At 69.1% G+C, this 20,094-nt stretch carries 18 protein-coding genes; 9 read left to right on the top strand and 9 right to left on the bottom strand.

From position 1 onward, the window contains the following. Positions 1–4 precede the first annotated feature (4 nt). Both BJ991_RS08720 and BJ991_RS08715 read left to right on the top strand, forming a co-directional pair. The gene (locus tag BJ991_RS08720) at positions 5–2,359 is read left to right on the top strand and encodes a LuxR C-terminal-related transcriptional regulator (RefSeq protein ID WP_179489230.1); all 2,355 of its coding nucleotides are present in this window, start codon (positions 5–7) and stop codon (positions 2,357–2,359) included. A 51-nt stretch (positions 2,360–2,410) separates the two neighbouring features. Further along, positions 2,411–2,782, top strand: coding sequence for a VOC family protein (locus BJ991_RS08715; protein ID WP_179489228.1), 372 nt, complete (start codon positions 2,411–2,413; stop codon positions 2,780–2,782). A gap of 63 nt (positions 2,783–2,845) precedes the next feature. On the opposite strand, the gene BJ991_RS08710 is transcribed toward BJ991_RS08715, so the two are convergent. Further along, entirely contained in the window at positions 2,846–3,907 is a 1,062-nt protein-coding gene (locus BJ991_RS08710) for an SDR family NAD(P)-dependent oxidoreductase (protein ID WP_179489226.1), read from the bottom strand. Between the two features lie 83 nt (positions 3,908–3,990). On the opposite strand from BJ991_RS08710, the gene BJ991_RS18630 reads away from it, so the two are divergent. Further along, a complete protein-coding gene (locus tag BJ991_RS18630) occupies positions 3,991–4,575 on the top strand; it encodes a TetR family transcriptional regulator (RefSeq protein ID WP_179489224.1) in 585 nt (194 codons plus the stop codon). Positions 4,576–4,578: 3 nt separating this feature from the next. On the opposite strand, the gene BJ991_RS08700 is transcribed toward BJ991_RS18630, so the two are convergent. Then, a complete protein-coding gene (locus tag BJ991_RS08700) occupies positions 4,579–5,568 on the bottom strand; it encodes a DUF5937 family protein (RefSeq protein WP_179489222.1) in 990 nt (329 codons plus the stop codon). Between the two features lie 45 nt (positions 5,569–5,613). Between BJ991_RS08700 and BJ991_RS08695 the strand changes: the two genes are divergently transcribed. Genes BJ991_RS08695 through BJ991_RS08685 form a run of 3 tightly spaced genes read left to right on the top strand, consistent with a single transcriptional unit; the run spans position 5,614 to position 7,061 of the window. Continuing rightward, positions 5,614–6,009, top strand: a complete 396-nt coding sequence (locus tag BJ991_RS08695; protein ID WP_246301059.1) for a cupin domain-containing protein — start codon at positions 5,614–5,616, stop codon at positions 6,007–6,009. Positions 6,010–6,043: 34 nt separating this feature from the next. Continuing rightward, complete coding sequence (locus tag BJ991_RS08690) at positions 6,044–6,337, top strand: DUF4287 domain-containing protein (RefSeq protein ID WP_179489218.1); 294 nt, start codon at positions 6,044–6,046, stop codon at positions 6,335–6,337. A gap of 4 nt (positions 6,338–6,341) precedes the next feature. Continuing rightward, positions 6,342–7,061 carry a VIT1/CCC1 transporter family protein gene (locus BJ991_RS08685; protein WP_179489216.1) on the top strand — a complete coding sequence of 240 codons (720 nt, stop codon included), beginning with the start codon at positions 6,342–6,344 and terminating at the stop codon, positions 7,059–7,061. Here the strand turns inward: BJ991_RS08685 and BJ991_RS08680 are convergent. Further along, the gene (locus BJ991_RS08680) at positions 7,024–9,684 is read right to left on the bottom strand and encodes a cation-translocating P-type ATPase (protein WP_343048691.1); all 2,661 of its coding nucleotides are present in this window, start codon (positions 9,682–9,684) and stop codon (positions 7,024–7,026) included. The two genes, BJ991_RS08685 and BJ991_RS08680, sit on opposite strands and share 38 nt — an antisense overlap. A gap of 167 nt (positions 9,685–9,851) precedes the next feature. On the opposite strand from BJ991_RS08680, the gene BJ991_RS08675 reads away from it, so the two are divergent. Both BJ991_RS08675 and BJ991_RS08670 read left to right on the top strand, forming a co-directional pair. After that, the gene (locus BJ991_RS08675; RefSeq protein ID WP_179489214.1) at positions 9,852–11,846 is read left to right on the top strand and encodes an ABC1 kinase family protein; all 1,995 of its coding nucleotides are present in this window, start codon (positions 9,852–9,854) and stop codon (positions 11,844–11,846) included. A gap of 68 nt (positions 11,847–11,914) precedes the next feature. Further along, positions 11,915–14,413 (top strand): glycoside hydrolase family 65 protein, encoded by a 2,499-nt coding sequence (locus BJ991_RS08670; RefSeq protein WP_179489212.1) that lies wholly within the window; start codon positions 11,915–11,917, stop codon positions 14,411–14,413. Here the strand turns inward: BJ991_RS08670 and BJ991_RS18805 are convergent. From BJ991_RS18805 to BJ991_RS08655, 3 genes are all read right to left on the bottom strand, one after another. Then, positions 14,320–14,661, bottom strand: coding sequence for a universal stress protein (locus BJ991_RS18805; RefSeq protein ID WP_343048836.1), 342 nt, complete (start codon positions 14,659–14,661; stop codon positions 14,320–14,322). The genes BJ991_RS08670 and BJ991_RS18805 overlap by 94 nt on opposite strands. Before the next feature lie 99 nt (positions 14,662–14,760). Continuing rightward, positions 14,761–15,225 (bottom strand): DUF3817 domain-containing protein, encoded by a 465-nt coding sequence (locus tag BJ991_RS08660; protein ID WP_179489208.1) that lies wholly within the window; start codon positions 15,223–15,225, stop codon positions 14,761–14,763. A 9-nt stretch (positions 15,226–15,234) separates the two neighbouring features. Further along, a complete protein-coding gene (locus BJ991_RS08655) occupies positions 15,235–15,672 on the bottom strand; it encodes a MarR family winged helix-turn-helix transcriptional regulator (protein WP_179489206.1) in 438 nt (145 codons plus the stop codon). Between the two features lie 143 nt (positions 15,673–15,815). Here BJ991_RS08655 and BJ991_RS08650 point away from each other — a divergent pair, with 143 nt between their 5' ends. Continuing rightward, positions 15,816–16,385 (top strand): DUF6512 family protein, encoded by a 570-nt coding sequence (locus tag BJ991_RS08650; RefSeq protein WP_179492634.1) that lies wholly within the window; start codon positions 15,816–15,818, stop codon positions 16,383–16,385. Positions 16,386–16,441: 56 nt separating this feature from the next. Here BJ991_RS08650 and nrdF read toward each other — a convergent pair whose 3' ends face one another. From nrdF to nrdI, 3 genes are read right to left on the bottom strand one after another with little or no spacing between them, the layout of a single operon-like run. After that, positions 16,442–17,416, bottom strand: coding sequence for a class 1b ribonucleoside-diphosphate reductase subunit beta (gene nrdF, locus BJ991_RS08645; RefSeq protein ID WP_179489204.1), 975 nt, complete (start codon positions 17,414–17,416; stop codon positions 16,442–16,444). A 32-nt stretch (positions 17,417–17,448) separates the two neighbouring features. Then, on the bottom strand, positions 17,449–19,605 hold the full coding sequence (gene nrdE / locus BJ991_RS08640; protein ID WP_179489203.1) for a class 1b ribonucleoside-diphosphate reductase subunit alpha: 2,157 nt from the start codon (positions 19,603–19,605) through the stop codon (positions 17,449–17,451). Next, positions 19,587–20,021, bottom strand: a complete 435-nt coding sequence (gene nrdI, locus BJ991_RS08635; RefSeq protein ID WP_179489202.1) for a class Ib ribonucleoside-diphosphate reductase assembly flavoprotein NrdI — start codon at positions 20,019–20,021, stop codon at positions 19,587–19,589. Before nrdI ends, nrdE begins: the two co-directional genes overlap by 19 nt. Between the last annotated feature and the right edge of the window lie 73 nt (positions 20,022–20,094).

Here is a 20,094-nt window from a genome sequence, read left to right as displayed (position 1 = left end):
CCGCGTGCACGGCCCGACGCTGACGCCGCGCGAACGCGCGGTGCTCGCCGCGGTGGAGCGACGACTGAGCAACCCCGAGATCGCCTCGGAGCTGTTCATCTCCGTGCGCACGGTCGAGAGCCACATCGCGAGCCTGCGACGCAAGCTCGACGCCGAGAGCCGCGCGGATCTCATCGCGGCGGCCCGGTCGGATCGCGACTCGGCGATCCGCACACCCGGCAACGCGCTGCGCGGCCGCGGGCGTGACCTCGCTCGACTGCGGGAGCTCTTCGCCGCGCGCCGCCATGTCACGATCGTCGGGCCGGGTGGGGTCGGCAAGACCCGCCTCGCCCTCGAGCACGCGCGGAGCCAGACCCCTCGCGTGCCCGTCGTCGTCGAACTCGAGCACGCGACACCATCGGACGTCGTGACGCGCATCGCGCGCACACTCGGCCTCGAACCGGCGCGCTCACGCGATCCGTCCGACGCGCTCGCGGTGGCGCTGTCGTCGCAGGACCACCTGCTCGTGCTCGACAACGCCGACCACGTGGCATCCGCGACCGGCGAAGCCGTGGCCGGCCTGCTCGCCCGCGTCCCCGGCCTCGCGGTGCTCGCGACCTCGCGCACTCCGCTGGGCGGAGCCGACGAGATCGTCATGCAGCTCTCGCCGCTCGCGACCGACGGCGTCGACGCGCCGGCGACGGCTCTGCTCATCGACCGGATCAGGACGGGTGGCGGGACGATCGAAGCGGGCGAGGTCGAGCTCGCGCACCACATCGCCGAGCGCCTCGACGGCCTTCCGCTCGCGCTTGAGCTCGCCGCATCCGCCGCTCGGCACCTTCCCCTCGAGGACCTCGCGGCGCGGCTCGACCGCGACTTCGCGACACTCGACCGGGCGTATCCGGAGGGCCGGCACCGCAGCCTCGCGACGGCGTTCGAGTGGTCATGGGATCTGCTCAGCCCCGACGAGCAGGACGTGCTGCGCCGCCTGGCGGCGCTGCCCCGCACGTTCGACATCGACCTCGCGGTCGCGGTGACGCACACAGGCGTCGAGGGCATCATCATGAGGCTGCTCGACCGTTCGCTCGTCGTCGCCGCACCAGGCGGCCCGGCGCGATGGCGCCTGCTCGCGGTGCTGCGCGAGTTCGTGCTGGATCGCACGGACCCCCAGATCGTGCAGGATGTGCACGCGCGCCACGCCGCGCACATCGAGGCCGTCGCCGCACGCGTCGCCGCGCGCGCCCGCACCGACGCGAGCCCCGCGGCTCTCGCCCAGTCCGCGATGCTGTGCCCCGAGGTCAACGCCGCGCTGCGCTGGTCGCTCGAGGTCCCCGACGCGCTCGCCGTATCGCTGGCGACCTCGCTCGCGGTGGGCGTCGAGCAGTACGGATCGGATGTCGACAGCGTCGCGGCACTGTCCGCGGCGGCCCACGACGAGAGGCTCGTGTCTCAGATGGGTCCCCAGGAGCTGCTGCTGCTCGGCAGCGCCCTCGCCTTCTACGACGTCGAGCCGGTCGCCGCGTTGGCCGAGCGCGCACTCGGCATCGCCCAGGACGACCGGGGGCGCCGGGCGGCCCACCAGCTCGCGGGCCTGGCCGGGGCGTACGGCCCCGATCCGCGCGCCGCGCTGGAGCACCTCGACCTCGCAGAGACGCTCGCCCTGCGGGCAGGTGACGCGTGGGACGTCGGAGCGGTGCGCCAGTGCCGCGGCATCGCGCTACGCACGCTGGCGCTCCGCGATGACGACGACACGTCCCTCGAAGACGCGCTCGAGGCCTTCGAGTCCGCGGTCGACGCGTACTCGCGCGCCGGAGACGACACGCACGTGCACAACGTGCGCTTCATGATGGCGCTCACGGCCGCCGAGAGCGGCTGGGACCCGACCCGCGCCGCCGCGTGGGCGACCGAGTGCCTGTCGTACGCCGAGCGCATCGGCAACGAGCACGAGCTCGCTCACGCGCGGCTCGCGTTGGCGACGCTCGGGGCGGGCGCGGACGACGACATCGACCTCGTCGACCTGGTGGACACCTTCCGCCATCTCGGCGACCTCCGCTGCGTGAGCCGCGGGCTCCTCCTGCGAGCGCGACGCGAGCCGGCCGCTGACTCCCGGATCGCCCTGCTGCGCGGGGCCGTCGACATCGCGACGGCGGCGAACGACCACGCGAGACACGCGGCGGCACTCGCGCGTCTCGCCGGCGCACACCACGACGCCGGTGACCCCGCCTCCGCGCTGGCGACGCTCGACACGCTGTCCGCGGTGGCAGGTCGCGCGGCTGCGCTCGCGGCGTGTCCCGCCGAACTCGTGGAACGGTTCACCGGCGATCCCGATCCCGCCCCCGACGGAACCGCGAGGGTCGGCAACGTCGGAACCCCGGCGTAGCGTCGCGACATCGGGAAGGTTCGCTTCCCGCGAGGCGAGGGGGCAGCGGCGATGGACTGGAAGATCGAGCTCATCCACGTTCCGGTGACGGATGTCGAGCGCGCGAAGGACTTCTACGTCAAGATCGGGTTCCATCCCGACCACGATCACCGGGTGTCCGATGAGGTGCGTTTCGTGCAGCTGACACCGCCCGGCTCCGCGTGCTCGATCGCGATCGGCGAGGGACTCGGCCTCGACCTCGAACCGGGGCGGCAGAACACGATCCAGGTCGTCGTGCCCGACGCCGATGAGGCGCTCGCGCATCTGCGCAGCCTCGACGTGGAGGCCGACGGCGTCGACGAGCAGGCGTGGGGCCGCTTCGTGACGTTCGCCGACCCCGACGGGAATCGCTGGACGCTGCAGGAGCTGCCGAGAGGGAGCTGACCCTCCCGGGCCCGTCGGGTCGGGCATTCCGGGAGGGCCAGGATGAAGGGGTGAGCGGGCCGCTCAGGCGGCCGACCACCCACCGTCGCTCGCGAGCACGACGCCGTTGATGTTGACGCCGTCGTCGCTCAGGAGGAACGTGATCGAGGCTGCGACCGCCTCGGCTTCGGCGGCGTCCGGCAGGATCGTCATCGCCTGACGCACGCGCTGCGCACCGAGCGCCGACGCGAACGTCGCCTCGATGTTCGTGATCGTCGCACCTGGCGCGACGGCGTTGACCCGCAGGCCGCTCGGCCCGTACATGAACGCCGTCGACTTGGTGATGCCGACGACCGCGTTCTTCGACGCCGTGTAGGCGACGCCGGCGGCTGATCCGCGCAGCGCGGCCTCGGACGCCGTGTTCACGATCGAGCCGGCGCCGCGAGCGAGCATCGCCGGGATGACCGCGCGCGTGAGCTTCATGGTGCCGTCGACGTTCACGGCGAACACGCGCTTCCACACCGCGTCGGTGACCTCGCCGAGCGGGGTCATGTCGTCCATGATGCCGGCCACATTCGCGAGGCCATCGATCCGTTCGCCCGCCGCGGCGACGATCTCGGCGACCTTCGCGTCGTCGGTGATGTCGGCGGCGACGCTGACGATGTCGGCGCCCGGGTGCTCCGCCGCGAACTCGGCGAGGCGCTCCGGCGACATGTCGACAGCGATGACACGCCCTCCCTCGCGCGCGACGCGCGACGCCGTCGCGCGCCCGATGCCGGAGCCCGCTCCGGTCACGATGACGGTCTTTCCCGCGAAGCGGCCGGCGTCGATGCGCTCGGCCCACTCCGTCGCAGGAGTGGGCGCGGCGTCCGCGTGATCGTCCTCATCGGCAGCGGATGCCGCGGGGGCGTCTGCGGGGGCGTCACCGGATGCGGCGCGAGCGACGAGCTGGTCGACCATCTCCTGCGTGAACGAGCCCTTGCTGAGCTTGACGAGCCGCTTGAGAGCGAGGCGGCTGACGGGCTTGAGCACATCGGCGCTCTGACCGCCCTGTGCGAGGAGGTCGCGGATGATCGGACCCCCCACGGGGTCGTTCAGCCACGTCTTGATGGAGTCGTCGCCGCTGAGGAGCGTGCGCGTGCTCATGAGATGGATCCTTCTTCTGCTTCGGTCTCTCGAGTTCGAGAACTCGCTACCGGACAACCTTGTCCGGTAATAGGCTATCACCCGTGACTCCGCAAGGGAACGCCGCCGCGACGCCGCGCAAGCCGAATCGCGGGCGCGGCGCGGGCCCCGAGAACCGACGCGCGCTCATCGACGCGGCACGCGAGATCTTCGCGACGGAGGGACTGCGGGCACCGCTCAGCTCGATCGCCAAGAGGGCGGGCGTCGGGCAGGGCAGCCTCTACCGGCACTTCCCCGATCGGCTGGCGCTCGCGGTCGCCGTCTTCGACGAGAACCTCGAGGTCGTCGAGCAGATCGCGAAGAAGGCCGAGACCTCGCTCGACGACTTCTTCGCGCTCATCGCGGAGCAGGCGGTCGTGTCGACGGCCCTCATCGACCTCATGTGGCGCAGCCAGCATGACGAGCGCGTCGCACACGTCGGCGAATCGCTCGCCCGCGCGGCTCGCACCGTGCTCGATCGTGACATCGGTCGGGGCCGCGTGGGCCGGCACGTGGAACTCGACGACGTCCTGCTCGCGGTGACGATGCTCGCCGACGCGATCACGCGCACCGACGGTGCCGACGCGCGGCTCGCGGTCGCCTCGCGCGTGCGGGCGATCCTCCACGCGGCGTTCGCACCGCGCGCGTGAGCGTCACAGGCCTGCTCCGACCATCGCCTCCCCGAGCGGGGTGCGAAGGTGCAGCACACGATGCCCCTCGCGATGGCTCGCGATGAGGCCGGCGTCGCGGAGCACCGTGAGGTGGTGCGACACCGTCGAGAGCGCGAGTCCCGCGTCGACGGCGACCTGCGATGTCGTGCGCCACTCGTGAGACGAGAGCAGGATCCCGGCGCGCGCCGGCCCGAGCAGCGACCCGAGCGCGTCGACGCGGGCCGCCGCATCCGCCGCCCACCTCTCGGTCACGCCCTGGGCCGGATAGAACAGGGTCGGCTGCGCGGGCGGCTCGGTGATGACCGCGCAGCCCTGCTGCCCGAACACCGACGGCACGAGGACGATGCCCGAGCCGCGACAGTCGAGCACCTCCGAGTGGAAGCCGAGCTCGACGCGCAGTCCGTCGGAGCTCCAGTCGACCGTGCGATGCAGCCCGTCGACCATGCTCGCCAGACCCTCGGTCGCGATGCGGCGGGAACGGACCGCGATGTCGGCGCGCAGAATCCGCTCCAGCTGCGGCCAGACCGGCTGGACGAGGGCGTTCCACAGCTCGAGCCACGCGTCGGCGATCATCGCCCGCGCCCGAGGCAGATCGCCCAGCATCGCCTCGACCGCCCGCCGGCGAGCACCCTCCGACCGGACTGCCACCTTGCCCAGGTCGACGCGCATGAGGTCGTCGGGCACGTCCCGCAGCCGCTCGGCCTCGTCGGAGGGCTCGAGGTCCCACGTCGGGGTGGCGGTCAAGAAGTCGGGGAAGTATCCGCGTTCGCGCACGAGCGCCGCGAAGAGCTCGAACGCCTCGTGCGGCACCCGGTCGCGCACGTCGCGCAGCCATCCCCACTGCAGCGGGTGCTCCGCGGGGCGTTGCAGCGCGCGCACCGCATGGCACAGCTCATGCCCCGGCGAGACGCCGAAGCGGATCGCCGAGATGTCGTCGGGAGACAGCCGGAAGACGACGAAGTTTCGACCCACATCGAAAGACTACGGCGACGGATGCCACAGCGGCAGTCTCTTCATATGAACGCTGCAGAGATCACCCTTTCTCCCGCCACGGAGGCACCCGTCGGCGCAGGTCAGATCGTGACCGGCGAGGCCCTGCGTATCGGCGAAGGACGCACGCGACGCTTCGTCGGCCGCGAGCACGGCGCGGGCATCTCGTATTTCCTCGTCGACTACGAACCCGGCGAGGGCCCGGGCCTGCACTGGCATCCGTACACCGAGACGTGGGTCGTGCTCGCGGGAACGGCCGAGATCACGATCGGCGACCGCCGGGTGATCGCGCGTGCCGGCGACACCGTGACCGGGCCCGCCGGTGTGTGGCACCGCTTCGAGAACGCCGGCGAGGATCGGCTGCGAGTCCTGTGCATCCACGCATCCGATGTCATCATCCAGACCTGGGCCGACGCTCAGTAGCCCACTGCCCGACCATTCTCCTCCGGAGGAACCCATGTCATTCCAGGCCTACCTCGACGCCATCGAGAAGAAGACCGGACTCACACCCCGCCGCCTCGTCGACCTCGCCGCTGAGAAGGGCTTCGGTCCCGACACGAAGGCCACGCCCATCATCGAGTGGCTCGCCGCGGACTACGGCCTCGGCCGAGGCCACGCGATGGCCCTCGTGTACGTCATCACGAAGGGTCCGCAGATCCCCACGAAGCACGTCGGCACCGACGGCGTGCACCGCGACGAGTCCGACACGCTGTGGCTCGACGGGGCGGCCACGAACCCGCATCGGGGTTAGCGCGATGACGCTCTCTCGATCCGCGCATTCCGACGAGCCGCACGGCCCCGGCGTCGCCGGCCGGCTGAACTGGCTCCGTGCGGGGGTGCTCGGCGCGAACGACGGCATCGTCTCCGTCGCGGCGATCCTCGTCGGTGTGGCCGGCGCCACGAACGAGCTCGCCCCCATCCTCTCCGCGGGTGTCGCCGCGCTGGTCGGCGGGGCGATCTCCATGGCGCTGGGCGAGTACGTGTCGGTGAGCAGCCAGAGCGACAGCGAGAAGGCACTCATCGAGAAGGAGCGCCGAGAGCTCGCCGAGACGCCCGAGCAGGAGCTGGATGAGCTCGCCGGACTGTACGAGGCGAAGGGGATCTCGCCGGAGACGGCGCGCAAGGTGGCGATCGAGCTCACCGAGCACGACGCCCTCGCCGCGCATCTGTCCGCCGAGCTGAACATCGACCGCGAGGACCTGGTGAGCCCGTGGCGGGCGGCGCTGGCATCCGCGACCGCGTTCATGATCGGAGGCGTCATTCCCTTCGTCCCGATCCTGCTGCCGGCGTCCGTGCGGATCGCCGCCACTTTCGCCGTCGTCCTGGTAGCCCTTGCCCTCACCGGCGCCCTGGGCGCCCGCCTCGGAGGCAGCCCGATGCTGCGCCCCACCATCCGGGTCCTCGTCGGCGGCGTCATCGCGTTGGGTGCGACGTTCCTCATCGGAACGCTCCTCGGAACCACCGGAGTCGTCTGAGGCCGACGCCGTCGTGCGCCGTCCGCCGGCGCCGGTGGGCGATGCGCTTGTGCAGCGCGTCGATCAACAGGACGGCCGGGATCGCCGCGCCCGCGAGAGCCCACCCGTACGGAGGAGGCCAGCCACCGCCCAGAAGGCTCGCCAAGAGCGGCAGACCCAGGAACGCCGCAAGCAGCACAGCCTGAGCGGCCACCGCCCAGAGGACGGCCGGGTTCCCGCGCGCATCGAGCCTCCAGACGGGGAGTCTCGTGCTGCGGCACGCGAACGCGTTGGCCATCTGTCCCAGCACGATCGCCGCGAAGGCGGTCCCGGATGCCGCGGCCTGCAGCGCAGGCGAGGGTGTGGCGCCCCACGTCCATCCGCCGACCACCAGGACGACGGCGAACGCGCCCATCGACACGACAGCCTCGGTGCCGCCCAGCACGAGGAGGGCCCGCCCCAGCAGCGCCCGGTCGACAATCGAACGTGGTCGGCGCCCGTGCATGGTCTCCGCTCGGGGTGGCTCGGCGCCGAGCGCCAGCGCGGGGAGCATATCGCTGCCGATGTCGAGGGCGATCACCTGGAGCACGCCGATCGCGAGCGGCACCGATCCGCCCGTGACCGCCCAGACGACGAACGGCGCCAGTTCGGCGACGTTGTCGGTCAGGTGATAGGTGAGGAACCTCCGAACGTTCTGGAACGTCGCCCGCCCGAGCTCCACCGCCGCCACGATCGTCGCGAAGTGGTCGTCGAGCAGCACGACGTCTGCCGCTTCTCGCGCGACATCGCTGCCCGTCGCGCCCATCGCGACGCCGACATCCGCCTCTCGCAGCGCGGGTGCGTCATTGACGCCGTCGCCGGTCATCGCCACCACGTGCCCGTGTGTGCGCAGCGCGCGAGCGATCCTCAGCTTGTCGGCGGGAGTGGCGCGCGCCACGACGACTCCATCGTCCCGGTCGATGGCGTCGGCGAGCGCCGCGTCGTCTTCGGGAAGATCGGTTCCGTCGAGGACGACGCCTCCCGGCCCGAGCAGTCCGACCTCCCGCGCGATCGCGGCCCCCGTCCGCGGGTGATCACCGGTGATCAGGGCGATGCGGATGCCGGCATCCCGGCACTTTCGCAGGGCCTCCCCGATCCCCTCGCGAGGCGGGTCCTCGAGGGCGAGCAGCCCGAGAAGCTCGAGGTCGATCTCCATGTCGTGCGACGGATCGCCCCTCCAGCTCCGCACCCCGACCGCGAGCACGCGCCGGCCCGCATCCGCAAGCTCGTGGACGGCTCCTGCCAGATCATCCGGCACGGCGCGACAGCGCGCGAGCACCGCCTCCGGAGCCCCGAGGACCGAGACGCGGCCGCCGTCGAGCGAGGAGCTGATCATCCGGTCGGAGCTGTACGCGATGCGCCGGCCTTCTGCCTCCGCGCTCACCCCGACTCGCAGCGCCAGGCAATGGAACGCCGCTTCCATCGGATCGCCTTCCGCGACCCAGCCGTCCGGCGTTCTCACGACCCGCCCGCTCACGCAGCGCAGGGCGGCGCGGGCGACGTCAGGCAGGAGGGCGATCGCGGCATCCGGCCCCTCGATCCGCGCCGCGGGATTGTAGCCGTCCCCGTGAACGACGACCCTGCCCGCGACCGTGATGACGTCCACGACGTTCATGCGGTTCTGGGTCACGGTGCCGGTCTTGTCGGTGCAGATGAAGGTGGTGGCACCGAGCGTCTCGACGGCGTCGAGCCTGCGCACGAGCGCCTTGCGGGCGGCCATCTTCTCGGCGCCGCGCGCGAGCGAAAGCGTCACCGTCGGCAGCAGCCCTTCGGGGACGAGCGCGACCGCGACGCCGATCGCGAAGATCGCGGCGCCGAGCGGCCCGAGGCCGAGAAGGATCGCGACGGCGCCCAGACCGATCGCGACGGCCCCGGCGATCGCGGCGACCACGCGCACCACTCGTCGAAGCTCCATGGTCAGAGGGCTCGCCGGGCGCACGGCGCTCGCCGTCAGCCGGCCGATGCCCGCGAGCTCCGTTCTCCCGCCCGTCGCGACGACCACGGCACGGGCCTCGCCCTGCACGACATACGTGCCGCCGATCAGCCGCTCGCCTGCGGCCCGGGCGACCGCGACGCTCTCGCCGGTGACGATCGACTCATCGAGCCTCAGATCCGCACTCGACGTCACGCGGAGGTCCGCGCCCACACGGTCGCCCGCGGACAGCAGCACGAGGTCGCCCGGAACGAGGCCCTCCACGGGCACTTCGGCCACCTCGCCGTCTCGGATCACCCGCGCAAAGGCCGGGATCAGCATGTGCAGGCGCTCGGCGGATCGGTCGGCGCGGTACTCCTGCGCGAATGCGAAGGCCGCGTTCAGAAGCACGATGGTCACGATCGCGACGGCCAGAGCCGGCGTCCCGGCCAGCAAGGCGAGACCGGCCGCGACCCACAGCAGCAGCGCCAGCAGGTGCGTCAGCTGCGCGAGCATCATGCGCCAAGCGGGTGCACGACTTCTGAAGACGACCGTGTTGGCACCGATCCGGGCCAGGAGGGCGGCCGCGTCGCGGCTCGTCAGCCCCGAGTCGGCATCGATCCGGCCCGCCGCGCGCTCATCCTCGCCGAGCGCCATCGCGTACTCCGAGAACTGAACGCGGGGCCTGGGCACCCACGACGCCACGGCGTGTCACCTGTTTGTGAAGCACCAGCCCAGCGTGTGACGGGAGGTCGCCCCGGCTCGGGACCTTGGACCCCCGCCCCGCGCACGCACGAGACCATCCTCGACATCATGGAGCGGTTCGCCTGCCTGCTGCTTGACCGGAAAGCACTCTGACCATGCCGGTGTGGCCCGTCCTCATCGCGGTCGGTCTGGCCTTCTCGGTGCTCGCCGCGTGGGCGGCGAGGCGCCTTCTCGACGGGTCGATCGGCTGGATGCGTGCCGGTATCACGTCGCTCGTCGTCTTCATCGCAGCCCTGCCGCTCGCGACGTGGTCGTTGCGGGCGGCGGGCGTGCTCGACGGCGACCGGGTCGTGGCCTCCACGCCGATCGCCCTGGCGTTCTTCGCGCTCTCCCTCGGGTGGCTGTTCGCGGTCGTCGTCGTCTGCGTGGTCACTCTCGAGTTCGCGTGGCCGTCCCACGGGGTGCCCAACCCCATCGCGGCCGTGCGTGAGGCATTCCGCCGCCGCGATCGCGCCCGGCGCTACACCGAGATCCTCTCGATCGCGTCTCGTCACGGCCTGGCGGTGTTCGGGCGCCCGCGCGACGCCGGCATGCCGCGCGATCTCCCCGCCGCCGTCGTCGCCGCCGCCAACGACGCGGGGGTCACGTTCATCAAGCTCGGGCAGATGATGTCCGCCCGCGACGACGTGCTGCCGCGCGAGCTGGTCGACGCGCTCGCGACGCTCCAGATGGACTCGACGCCGATCCCCTGGGCTGACGCGAAGCAGGCGATCGAGATCGAGCTCCGCAAGCCGGTCGGAGAAGTTTTCCGCTCGATCGACACCGAGCCCCTGTCCGCCGCATCCGTCGCTCAGGTCCACACTGCCAAGCTCATCGACGGCCGGGACGTCATCGTGAAGATCCAGCGGCCCACCGCGCGTCGGCAGGTCGTCACCGATCTCGACATCCTCGCTCGCCTCGCGGCCGACCTCGAGCGCCGCACCACCTGGGCGAGGGATTACGGCACCGTCGCACTCGTAGAGGAGTTCAGCAGAACCCTGCACGACGAGCTCGACTACCGCGTCGAGCTCGACAACATCGAGCTCCTGCGCGAGGCGACGGCGGCATCGCCGTGGGCGCTTCGGATCCCGCAGACGTACAGGGAGCTCTCGACGGAGCGCATGCTCGTGCAAGAGCGAGTGTTCGGCGCGCCGCTGAGCCGCATCTCCCCTGGTGATCTCCCGAACGAGTACGCGACCGCGATCGCAGACCACATCGTGGCCGCGGTCCTCGATCAGGTGCTGACTCGCGGAGTCTTCCACGCCGACCTGCACGCCGGGAACGTCATCGTCGACACCGACTCACGTGACCCGGCCCTGGCCGTCACCCTGGTGGACTTCGGCGCGCTGGGGATCGTGGAGAAGAGCCTGCGCCGACTGCTGGCGGCGCTGCTGATAGCGATGGGGAACGAGGACGACGCCGGGGCGACCGACCTGGTGCTGCTCATCTGCGAGGCGGGACCCACCGTCTCGAAATCGGCGCTCCAACGAGAGATCGGCGCCCTCATCACCCGTGTGCACAACGCCGCGTCCGGCGATGACGTCTTCCGATTGCTCGTCGACGCGCTGCGACGGCAGCGGCTCGCGATTCCGCCGTCGCTGCTGCTGGTTCTTCGCACACTCGGATCCCTGGACGGCACCCTTCGGCGCCTGTCGAGCCGGTACAACCTCACGCGCAAGGGCATCGAGCTGGCCGGCCGGGCCCGCCCGCTCGGTCTGTCCCCGCGCGACATCGTGATGACCGCCCAGGTGCAGCTCACACTCTTCGCCGAGGGCGCTCGACGGATGAGCCGGCGCATCGAGAGCATCTCGCGTCAGCTCGACGACGGCACGCTTTCGGTGCGGGCCGGGATCTTCGACAGTGCCGACGAACGCACGTGGGTCGACGGTCTGGTGTCGCGCGTGACGATCACCGTCGTCGGAGTCACGCTCGTGATCGCCGGCTCCCTCCTCGGTGTCAGCGACGCCGGGCCGGTGCTGGCCGGCGACGTGCCGGCCGTGTCGTTCATCGGCAGCACGCTGGGCCTCGGCGGCCTGCTTCTCCTGCTTCGCAGTCTCAGCAGCTCGTTCCGAAGCGGCCGCGCGCGACCGCGAAGGCCCTCAGGCGGCTGAACGGGACCATCGGCCCGGCATCCGCCTCTATCGGGCGGTGGAATGACCCCGATACGAAGGAGTGTGTCATGGGCAGCGCACCTCGCTTCAACGGCAGCAGAGCACGGGCGGACACGCTGGCGCACATCCCCGGCACTGCCGAATGGCCCGCGTGCGAACTGTGCGACAGACCGTCGAGCGAATGGGAGCTGGACGTCTGCGACCCCGATCCGAAGCAGGAGGGAACCCTGGAAGCCCTGCTGACGCTCGGCAACGGCTATTTCGCGACACGGGGCGCCGCCGTCGAGCACAGTGCCGACGGTGTTCACTACCCGGGCACCTACATCGCGGGGATCTACAACAGGCTCCGATCCGGGGTCGGCGACGACGAACGCGAGGACGAGAGCATCGTGAACCTGCCGAACTGGCTGGCGGTGCACCTGCGCTCGCGCGACGGCGAACTCATCGCCCGAGCCGTCCATGACCATCGCGTGCTCGACATGAGACGCGGCATCCTTCGACGCGAGGTGCACGGCGAAGACCGCTCGGGGCGTCGGTCCGTGATCCGCGAGATCCGTCTGATCTCGATGCGGCGACCGCACGCAGGCTTCCTGCGCATCGTCGTCACGCCCGTGGACTGGTCGGGAGAGCTGTGCGTCGAATCGTCGACGGACGGAGAGGTGCGCAACGACAACGTGGCCTCCTTCCGGGGACTCGCTGCGGATCACCTCGACGTCGTGGAGGCTCGAAGCGACCCGAACGGAACGAGCCTGCTCGTCGCGGAGACCACTCAATCGTGCGTGCGCGTCGCGGTCGCAACGCGCACGCGGATCGACGGCGCGCCGCCCGCGCAGACCCTGGATGCGGACGGAGTCGCCCGATTGCGATGGGACCTGCGAGTGACGCAGGCGGCACCGGTGGCCGTGCACAAGACCGTTTCGCTCTTCACGTCGCGCGATCGGGCGATCACCGAGCCGTCGGCGGCCGCACGCAGGGAACTCGAGCACGCGCCGGACCTCCGCGATGCGATCGGCGAGCACGAGACCGAGTGGCGCCACATCTGGTCGCGGCTGCGGTTGGAGGTCTCACCCGCCGGTGAATCGGCCGCCGAATCCGTCGGCATCCAGCGCGCGATCGACACGCACATCTTCCACACCGCGCAGACGCTCTCGCGACACACGTCCGAAGGCGACGTCGGCATTCCGGCACGCGGACTGCACGGCGAGGCGTACCGCGGGCACGTCTTCTGGGACGAGCTCTTCGTCTTCCCCTTCCTCAATCTGCGGATGCCCGAGCTCACGCGCGCTCTTCTGCTGTACCGCTACCGACGGCTCACCGAAGCGCGCAGGATCGCCGAGAGCATCGGCGACGACGGCGCGCTGTTCCCGTGGCAGAGCGGAAGCGACGGGCGCGAAGAGACGCCGGTGTCCTTCTACAACCCGCTCGCCGACGACTGGATACCGGACCACTCGCTCCTGCAGTTCCACGTCGGACTCGCGGTGGCGTACAACACGTGGCACTACTTCCAGGTGACCGGAGACATGAACTTCCTGGCCTCATTCGGTGCGGAGCTGCTGGTCGAGATCGCGCGGTTCTGGTCGTCCCGCGCCGAGCACGACCCTCGCACGGGTCGTCACCACCTCCGTGGCATGATGGGCCCGGACGAGTTCCACGACGGCTTCCCGGATCGGGCCGGCAGCGGGATCGATGACAACGCCTACGTCGCCGTGATGGCCGCGTGGCTGTTCTCGACCGTGATCCGCGCGCACGACACCCTCGGCGGGGACAGCAACAGCGACCTGTGGCAACGGCTCGGCCTCGAGGATGAGGAACTGATCCGGTGGCGGATGCTGAGCCGCACGCTGTACGTGCCGTTCCTCGCCAACGGTCTGCTGGCACAGTTCGAGGGATACGGCGACCTCGAGGAGTTCGACTTCGAAGGCTATCGGGCCCGTTACGGCGACATCGGACGCCTCGACCTCATCCTGGCGGCGGAAGGCGACTCGCCCAATCGGTACAAGGTGTCCAAGCAGGCCGACGTCCTCATGCTGTTCTATCTGTTCAGCGCCGAGGAGCTCAGCGCGATCTTCGAGCGCCTCGGGTACGACTTCGATCCCCAGACGATTCCCGACACGATCGCGTACTACCTCGCCCGCACGACGCACGGATCCACCTTGAGCAGAGTGGTGCATGCGTGGGTGCTTGCGCGCGGCGACCGTCGTGCGGCGTGGGAGCTCCTGCGAGAGGCGCTCGGCACCGACCTTCGCGACATCCAGGGCGGAACGACTCGGGAGGGCATCCACCTGGGGGCGATGGCGGCGACCGCCGACATCCTGCAGCGCTGCTTCACCGGGCTCGAGGTCCGAGAGGACACGATCTTCCTCCATCCGCAGCTGCCTGAGGCGCTCAAGCGTTTGACGTGCGAGCTGCGCTACCGCGGCCACTGGCTGACCCTGACCGTCACTCACGAGACCGTGACTCTGACCTCGCGGGCTCACGCCGCACCGACGATCGCGGTCGTGATCGAGGGCGAAGCCCTCCGGCTCGAGGGGGGCGCGACCGTGCGCAGGCGCCTCCCCGGGCGCTGAACCGCGCTCAGGTTCCGCTCTGGTCGCGGGTATCGCCGACGTTCGACGCCTCGGCGCCCCGCGGATCCGTTCAGGCCGCGACGCGGACGCACGACGAAGACAGGGCAATGAGCGTGCTCGACGCAGGCGGCACTCACCGATCCGAGCAGCATTCCCGCGAAGCCCCCGAGCCCTCGACTGCCCAGCACGAGCATCCCGCAGCTCTTGCTGAGCTCGATGAGCGTGCGCGCCGCCGGCCCGGTCAGCACCGTGCCTCGCAACCAGGATGGGGTCACCGGCGGGCCTTGTGCGGGCCATTGGTCCCATCGGGCCGTGGCTCGACGGGCGGCTGCCAACCCGCTCCGTGGCTAGTGTCGGCCGCCCGGCGGGCCGATGATCAGCAGTGCGACGAAGAGCACGACGACGGCGAGGGCGATGAGGATCGCGAGCACCCACGGGCGCCGGAGGAACCACCGCAGCAGGCGGTCGTGCCAGCGCGCGTCGCGCGGGTCGGCGGTGGCCTCGAGTCGCCAGTCGCCCGCGAGGCGACCGGTCCGGTGCAGCCAGACCTCGGCGGGAATGGTCGCGTAGGGGATGATCGCGCTGACGATGGCGAGGGCCGCCGGCCACGGACGCCAGCGGTTGTTCATCGCGACGAGGATCGCGGTGGCGCCGTACGAGAGGAACACGAATCCGTGGATGCCGCCCCCGATCGTCGTCGCGATCGGAAGGTCGGCGAACGCCCGCAGCAGCAGCCCGATGATCAGCAAGGTCCAAGAGACCGCCTCGAGGATCGCAAGAGTGCGGAACAGGCGCAGCGGCGTGCGGAACATTCCTTCAGCCTAACTGAAGGAATGTTCCGTCCCACTCGCCTGGGCAGGTTCCTCGTGGCGCACCTCGAGCACGGCGGCCAGCTGCGGCGCCTCCGCCACGAACGCTCCGTCGAGGCGCGTCAAGCGATCCTCTGCCTCAGCGAGCGCGGCCTCCCCCGCAGGCGTCGCGCGCAGGTCGGATGCGGCGCCGGCGTGCGCCGTGGCGTCGTGCACCAACCCCTCGTCCTGCAGAGCCCGAACCGCCGTGTGCGCGGTCTGGACGGTGATGTGCGAGAGGCGCGCGAGCTCGGAGAACGAGATGCCCGGGGTCGCGTGGATGTGGGCCAGCAATCCGTACTTGCGAGCCGTGAGACCGAGGTCCTTCAGCGTCGCAGACAGGCGACTCTCCCAGACGCTCCCGATGGTCAGCAGCGCGAGGACGGGGCTCGTGGTCGGGCGCTCAGGCATGACGCTTGATGCTACCCCGACAGCTGGAAACGCCGCGGGCGCTGTGCGGCGATCACGACACTCGACGTGGCGCGCTCCCCTTCACCCCGCCGGCTCCGAGTGCCTCGGTAGGCTGGAACTCGACGAGCGCGAGGGTGGGTCAGATGGGGCTGAAAACCATGGTAGCCGTTTCCCTGTGGATGATCCTTCCCCTCGGCATCCTGGGCAGCTTGCTGCACTTCGCGTTCGACTGGAGCCGCCACAATCGATTCGCGGCGATCTTCAGCGCCGTGAACGAGAGCTACTGGGAACACATCAAGATCGCCATCTGGCCGGTGATGCTCCTGCAGATCGTTTTGTTCTCGCTGGGCGGTCACCGGTATCCGGCGTTCGTGCCGGCCGCGACGATCGCGCTGTACTCGCTGCCCGTCAGCATGATCGGCCTCGTGTATCTCTACAAGTCGATCACCAAACGCAACATTCTCTGGATGGACATCAGCGTCTTCTTCGTGATCATCGCTGTCGCTCAGATTCTGTTCGTCCTGCTGCTCGAACAGCTCGCACCCAATTGGGCGACCATCGTTCTGTCGGTCCTGTTCCTCGTCGGTCTGATCGCCGCATTCCTTCGATTCACGATTCGCCCGCCTCAGGAACCCGACGTGTTCATCGACCCGACCAATCAGAACTACGGCCTGCGCGCGCACCCCGACATCGACTCGACGCCTCCCCGCTAGTGGGGGCGCCAGCGCGATGTGTCGCTATGCCCGCTCCTGTGAAGGCGGACACAGCGTCAGAAGTCCCAGTCCTCGTCCTCCGTCGCGACCGCCTTGCCGATGACGTACGACGAGCCCGATCCCGAGAAGAAGTCGTGGTTCTCGTCCGCGTTCGGCGACAAGGCCGACAGGATCGCCGGGTTCACGTTCGTGACGGTCGACGGGAACATCGCCTCGTAGCCGAGGTTCATGAGCGCCTTGTTCGCGTTGTAGTGCAGGAAGCGCTTGACGTCTTCGGTCAGGCCGATCGCGTCGTAGAGGTCCTGCGTGTACTGGACCTCGTTGTCGTAGAGCTCGTAGAGCAGCGAGAACGTGTAGTCCTTGATGTCGTTGCGCTTCGCCTCGTCGACGAGCTCAAGGCCCTTCTGGAACTTGTAGCCGATGTAGTAGCCGTGCACGGCCTCGTCGCGGATGATGAGGCGGATGATGTCGGCTGTGTTCGTGAGCTTGGCCTTCGACGACCAGTACAGCGGCAGGTAGAAGCCGGAGTAGAAGAGGAACGACTCGAGCAGCGTCGAGGCCACCTTCCGCTTGAGGGGCTCGTCGCCGCGGTAGTACTCCATGACGATCTGCGCCTTGCGCTGCAGGTTCTCGTTCTCGACCGACCAGCGGAACGCGTCGTCGATCTCAGGCGTCGAGCACAGCGTCGAGAAGATCGACGAGTAGCTCTTCGCGTGCACCGACTCCATGAACGCGATGTTCGTGTAGACGGCCTCCTCGTGCGGCGTGAGCGCGTCGGGGATGAGCGACACCGCCCCGACCGTGCCCTGGATCGTGTCGAGCAGAGTCAGGCCCGTGAACACGCGCATCGTGGTCTGCTGCTCCCCGGGGGTCAGCGTCGCCCACGACTGCACGTCGTTCGACAGCGGCACCTTCTCGGGGAGCCAGAAGTTCCCGGTGAGACGGTTCCACACCTCGAGGTCCTTGTCGTCCTCGATGCGGTTCCAGTTGATGGCCTGGACGTGGTCCAGCAGCTGCAGCTTCTCGCTCATTTCCTTCTCGTTCTCAAGAGATCCGGTCGGCGTCACAGCATGCAGCTGACGCACTCGGACAGGTTGGTGCCCTCGAGGGCCATCTGCCGCAGGCGGATGTAGTAGATGGTCTTGATGCCCTTCTTCCACGCGTAGATCTGGGCCCGGTTGATATCGCGCGTGGTCGCCGTGTCTTTGAAGAACAGCGTGAGCGACAGACCCTGATCGACGTGCTGCGTGGCCGCGGCATACGTGTCGATCACCTTCTCGTAGCCGATCTCGTACGCGTCCTCGTAGTACTCCAGGTTCTCGTTCGTCATGAACGGCGCCGGGTAGTAGACGCGGCCGATCTTGCCTTCCTTGCGGATCTCGATCTTCGAGGCGATCGGGTGGATCGAGCTCGTCGAGTTGTTGATGTAAGAGATCGAGCCGGTCGGCGGCACGGCCTGCAGGTTCTGGTTGTAGATGCCGTGCTGCTGGATCGACGCCTTCAGCTCGCGCCACTCGTCCTGCGTCGGGATGTGCATGCCGGCGAAGAGCTCCTCGACCCTCGCGGTCTGCGGCTCCCACGCCTGGTCGGTGTACTTGTCGAAGAACTCGCCCGACGCGTACTTCGACTCCCAGAAGCCGTCGAACACCTGGCCGCGCTCGATCGCGAGCCGGTTCGACGCGCGCAGCGCGTGGAACAGCACTGTGTAGAAGTAGATGTTCGTGAAGTCGAGGCCCTCTTCGGATCCGTAGTGGATGTGCTCGCGCGCGAGGAACCCGTGCAGGTTCATCTGCCCGAGGCCGATCGCGTGCGAGCGGTCGTTGCCATCCTCGATCGAGCGCACCGAGCGGATGTGGCTCTGGTCGCTCACGGCGGTGAGAGCGCGGATCGCGACCTCGACCGTGCGGCCCAGGTCACCGCCGTCCATCGCGAGCGCGATGTTCATCGAGCCGAGATTGCACGAGATGTCCTTGCCGATCTGGTCGTACGACAGGTCCTCGTTGTAGGTCGTCGGCGTGTTGACCTGCAGGATCTCGCTGCACAGGTTCGACATGTTGATCCGGCCCTTGATGGGGTTCGCCCGGTTCACCGTGTCTTCGAACATGATGTACGGGTAACCCGACTCGAACTGGATCTCGGCGAGGGTCTGGAAGAACTCGCGCGCCTTGATCTTCGTCTTCTTGATGCGCGAGTCGTCGACCATCTCGTGGTACTTCTCGGTCACCGAGATGTCGCCGAACGGCACCCCGTACACGCGCTCGACGTCGTACGGCGAGAACAGGTACATGTCCTCGTCCTTCTTGGCGAGCTCGAACGTGATGTCGGGCACGACCACGCCCAGCGAGAGCGTCTTGATGCGGATCTTCTCGTCGGCGTTCTCGCGCTTGGTGTCGAGGAACCGCATGATGTCGGGGTGGTGCGCGTTGAGGTACACCGCGCCCGCGCCCTGACGCGCGCCGAGCTGGTTCGCGTAGGAGAAGGAGTCCTCGAGCAGCTTCATGACGGGGATGATGCCGCTGGACTGGTTCTCGATCTGCTTGATCGGCGCGCCGGCCTCGCGGATGTTCGACAGCAGGAGCGCGACGCCGCCGCCGCGCTTCGAGAGCTGCAGCGCCGAGTTGATGCCGCGCGCGATCGACTCCATGTTGTCTTCGATGCGAAGCAGGAAGCACGACACGAGCTCGCCGCGCTGCGCCTTGCCCGTGTTGAGGAACGTCGGGGTGGCCGGCTGGAAGCGACCGGCCACGATCTCTTCGACGAGCTCGATCGCGAGCTGCTGGTCGCCGTCGGCGAGGCCGAGCGCAGTCATGACGACGCGGTCCTCGAACCGCTCGAGGTACCGCTTGCCGTCGAAGGTCTTGAGCGTGTAGCTCGTGTAGTACTTGAACGCCCCGAGGAACGTCTCGAAGCGGAACTTCTTCGAGTACGCGAGGTCGTTGAGCTTCTGGATGAACTCGAACGGGTACTTCTCGAGCACGGATGCCTCGTAGTAGTTCTTCTCGACGAGGTAGTCGAGGCGCTCCTTGAGCGAGTGGAAGAACACCGTGTTCTGGTTGACGTGCTGCAGGAAGTACTCGCGCGCCGCGCGCTTGTCGGCATCGAACTGGATCTTGCCGTCGGGTCCGTACAGGTTCAGCATCGCGTTGAGGGCGTGATAGTCCAGCCCTTCGAAGCGTGGGTCGTCCTTGAAGGTCGTCTGACTCAGTGCTGCTTCCACCATTTTTCCAATCCCTCGCTCACGCGATCGACGTCTTCGGGCGTGCCGAACAGTTCGAGCCGATACAAGTGCGGCACGTGGCACTTGCGGCTGATGATCTCGCCGGCGAGCCCGAAGGACTCGCCGAAGTTCGTGTTGCCCGCGGAGATCACTCCGCGGATGAGGCTGCGGTTGTGCTCGTCGTTGAGGAACCGGATCACCTGCTTGGGCACGGCCCCCTTCTCGGCACCACGACCCTGCCCTCCGCCGTACGTCGGTGTGACGAGCACATACGGCTCATCGACATGCGGTGTCGGGTCGGTGCTGTGGAGCGGGATGCGCACGGCGCGCATTCCGAGCTTCTCGATGAAACGCGCCGTGTTGCCCGAGACGCTCGAGAAGAAGACCAAGAGCGGTGCACTCGTCGCGACTGCGCTCATTGCTCACCCCCGATTCCTGAGCGTCGTCGAACGGCCCCCGTCGAGCGGGCCGAGACGGCCCGTCGAGCTGCGA

This window comes from Microbacterium immunditiarum, assembly GCF_013409785.1.
In the GTDB taxonomy this organism is placed as follows: Bacteria; Actinomycetota; Actinomycetes; order Actinomycetales; family Microbacteriaceae; genus Microbacterium; species Microbacterium immunditiarum.
Note: the sequence above shows the minus strand (reverse complement) of the source record. Positions and strands in the feature narration are given on the sequence as shown.

Excerpts from the sequence above, each read along its gene's own strand:
- nrdE (WP_179489203.1), bottom strand. The coding sequence starts at position 19,605 with ATGGTGGAAGCAGCACTGAGTCAGACGACCTTCAAGGACGACCCACGC.
- BJ991_RS08675 (WP_179489214.1), top strand. The coding sequence starts at position 9,852 with ATGCCGGTGTGGCCCGTCCTCATCGCGGTCGGTCTGGCCTTCTCGGTG.
- BJ991_RS08710 (WP_179489226.1), bottom strand. The coding sequence starts at position 3,907 with ATGAGCACGCGCACGCTCCTCAGCGGCGACGACTCCATCAAGACGTGG.
- BJ991_RS08690 (WP_179489218.1), top strand. The coding sequence starts at position 6,044 with ATGTCATTCCAGGCCTACCTCGACGCCATCGAGAAGAAGACCGGACTC.
- BJ991_RS08715 (WP_179489228.1), top strand. The coding sequence starts at position 2,411 with ATGGACTGGAAGATCGAGCTCATCCACGTTCCGGTGACGGATGTCGAG.
- BJ991_RS08695 (WP_246301059.1), top strand. The coding sequence starts at position 5,614 with ATGAACGCTGCAGAGATCACCCTTTCTCCCGCCACGGAGGCACCCGTC.
- nrdI (WP_179489202.1), bottom strand. The coding sequence starts at position 20,021 with ATGAGCGCAGTCGCGACGAGTGCACCGCTCTTGGTCTTCTTCTCGAGC.
- BJ991_RS08670 (WP_179489212.1), top strand. The coding sequence starts at position 11,915 with ATGGGCAGCGCACCTCGCTTCAACGGCAGCAGAGCACGGGCGGACACG.
- nrdF (WP_179489204.1), bottom strand. The coding sequence starts at position 17,416 with ATGAGCGAGAAGCTGCAGCTGCTGGACCACGTCCAGGCCATCAACTGG.
- BJ991_RS08655 (WP_179489206.1), bottom strand. The coding sequence starts at position 15,672 with ATGCCTGAGCGCCCGACCACGAGCCCCGTCCTCGCGCTGCTGACCATC.
- BJ991_RS08685 (WP_179489216.1), top strand. The coding sequence starts at position 6,342 with ATGACGCTCTCTCGATCCGCGCATTCCGACGAGCCGCACGGCCCCGGC.
- BJ991_RS08660 (WP_179489208.1), bottom strand. The coding sequence starts at position 15,225 with ATGTTCCGCACGCCGCTGCGCCTGTTCCGCACTCTTGCGATCCTCGAG.
- BJ991_RS08650 (WP_179492634.1), top strand. The coding sequence starts at position 15,816 with ATGGGGCTGAAAACCATGGTAGCCGTTTCCCTGTGGATGATCCTTCCC.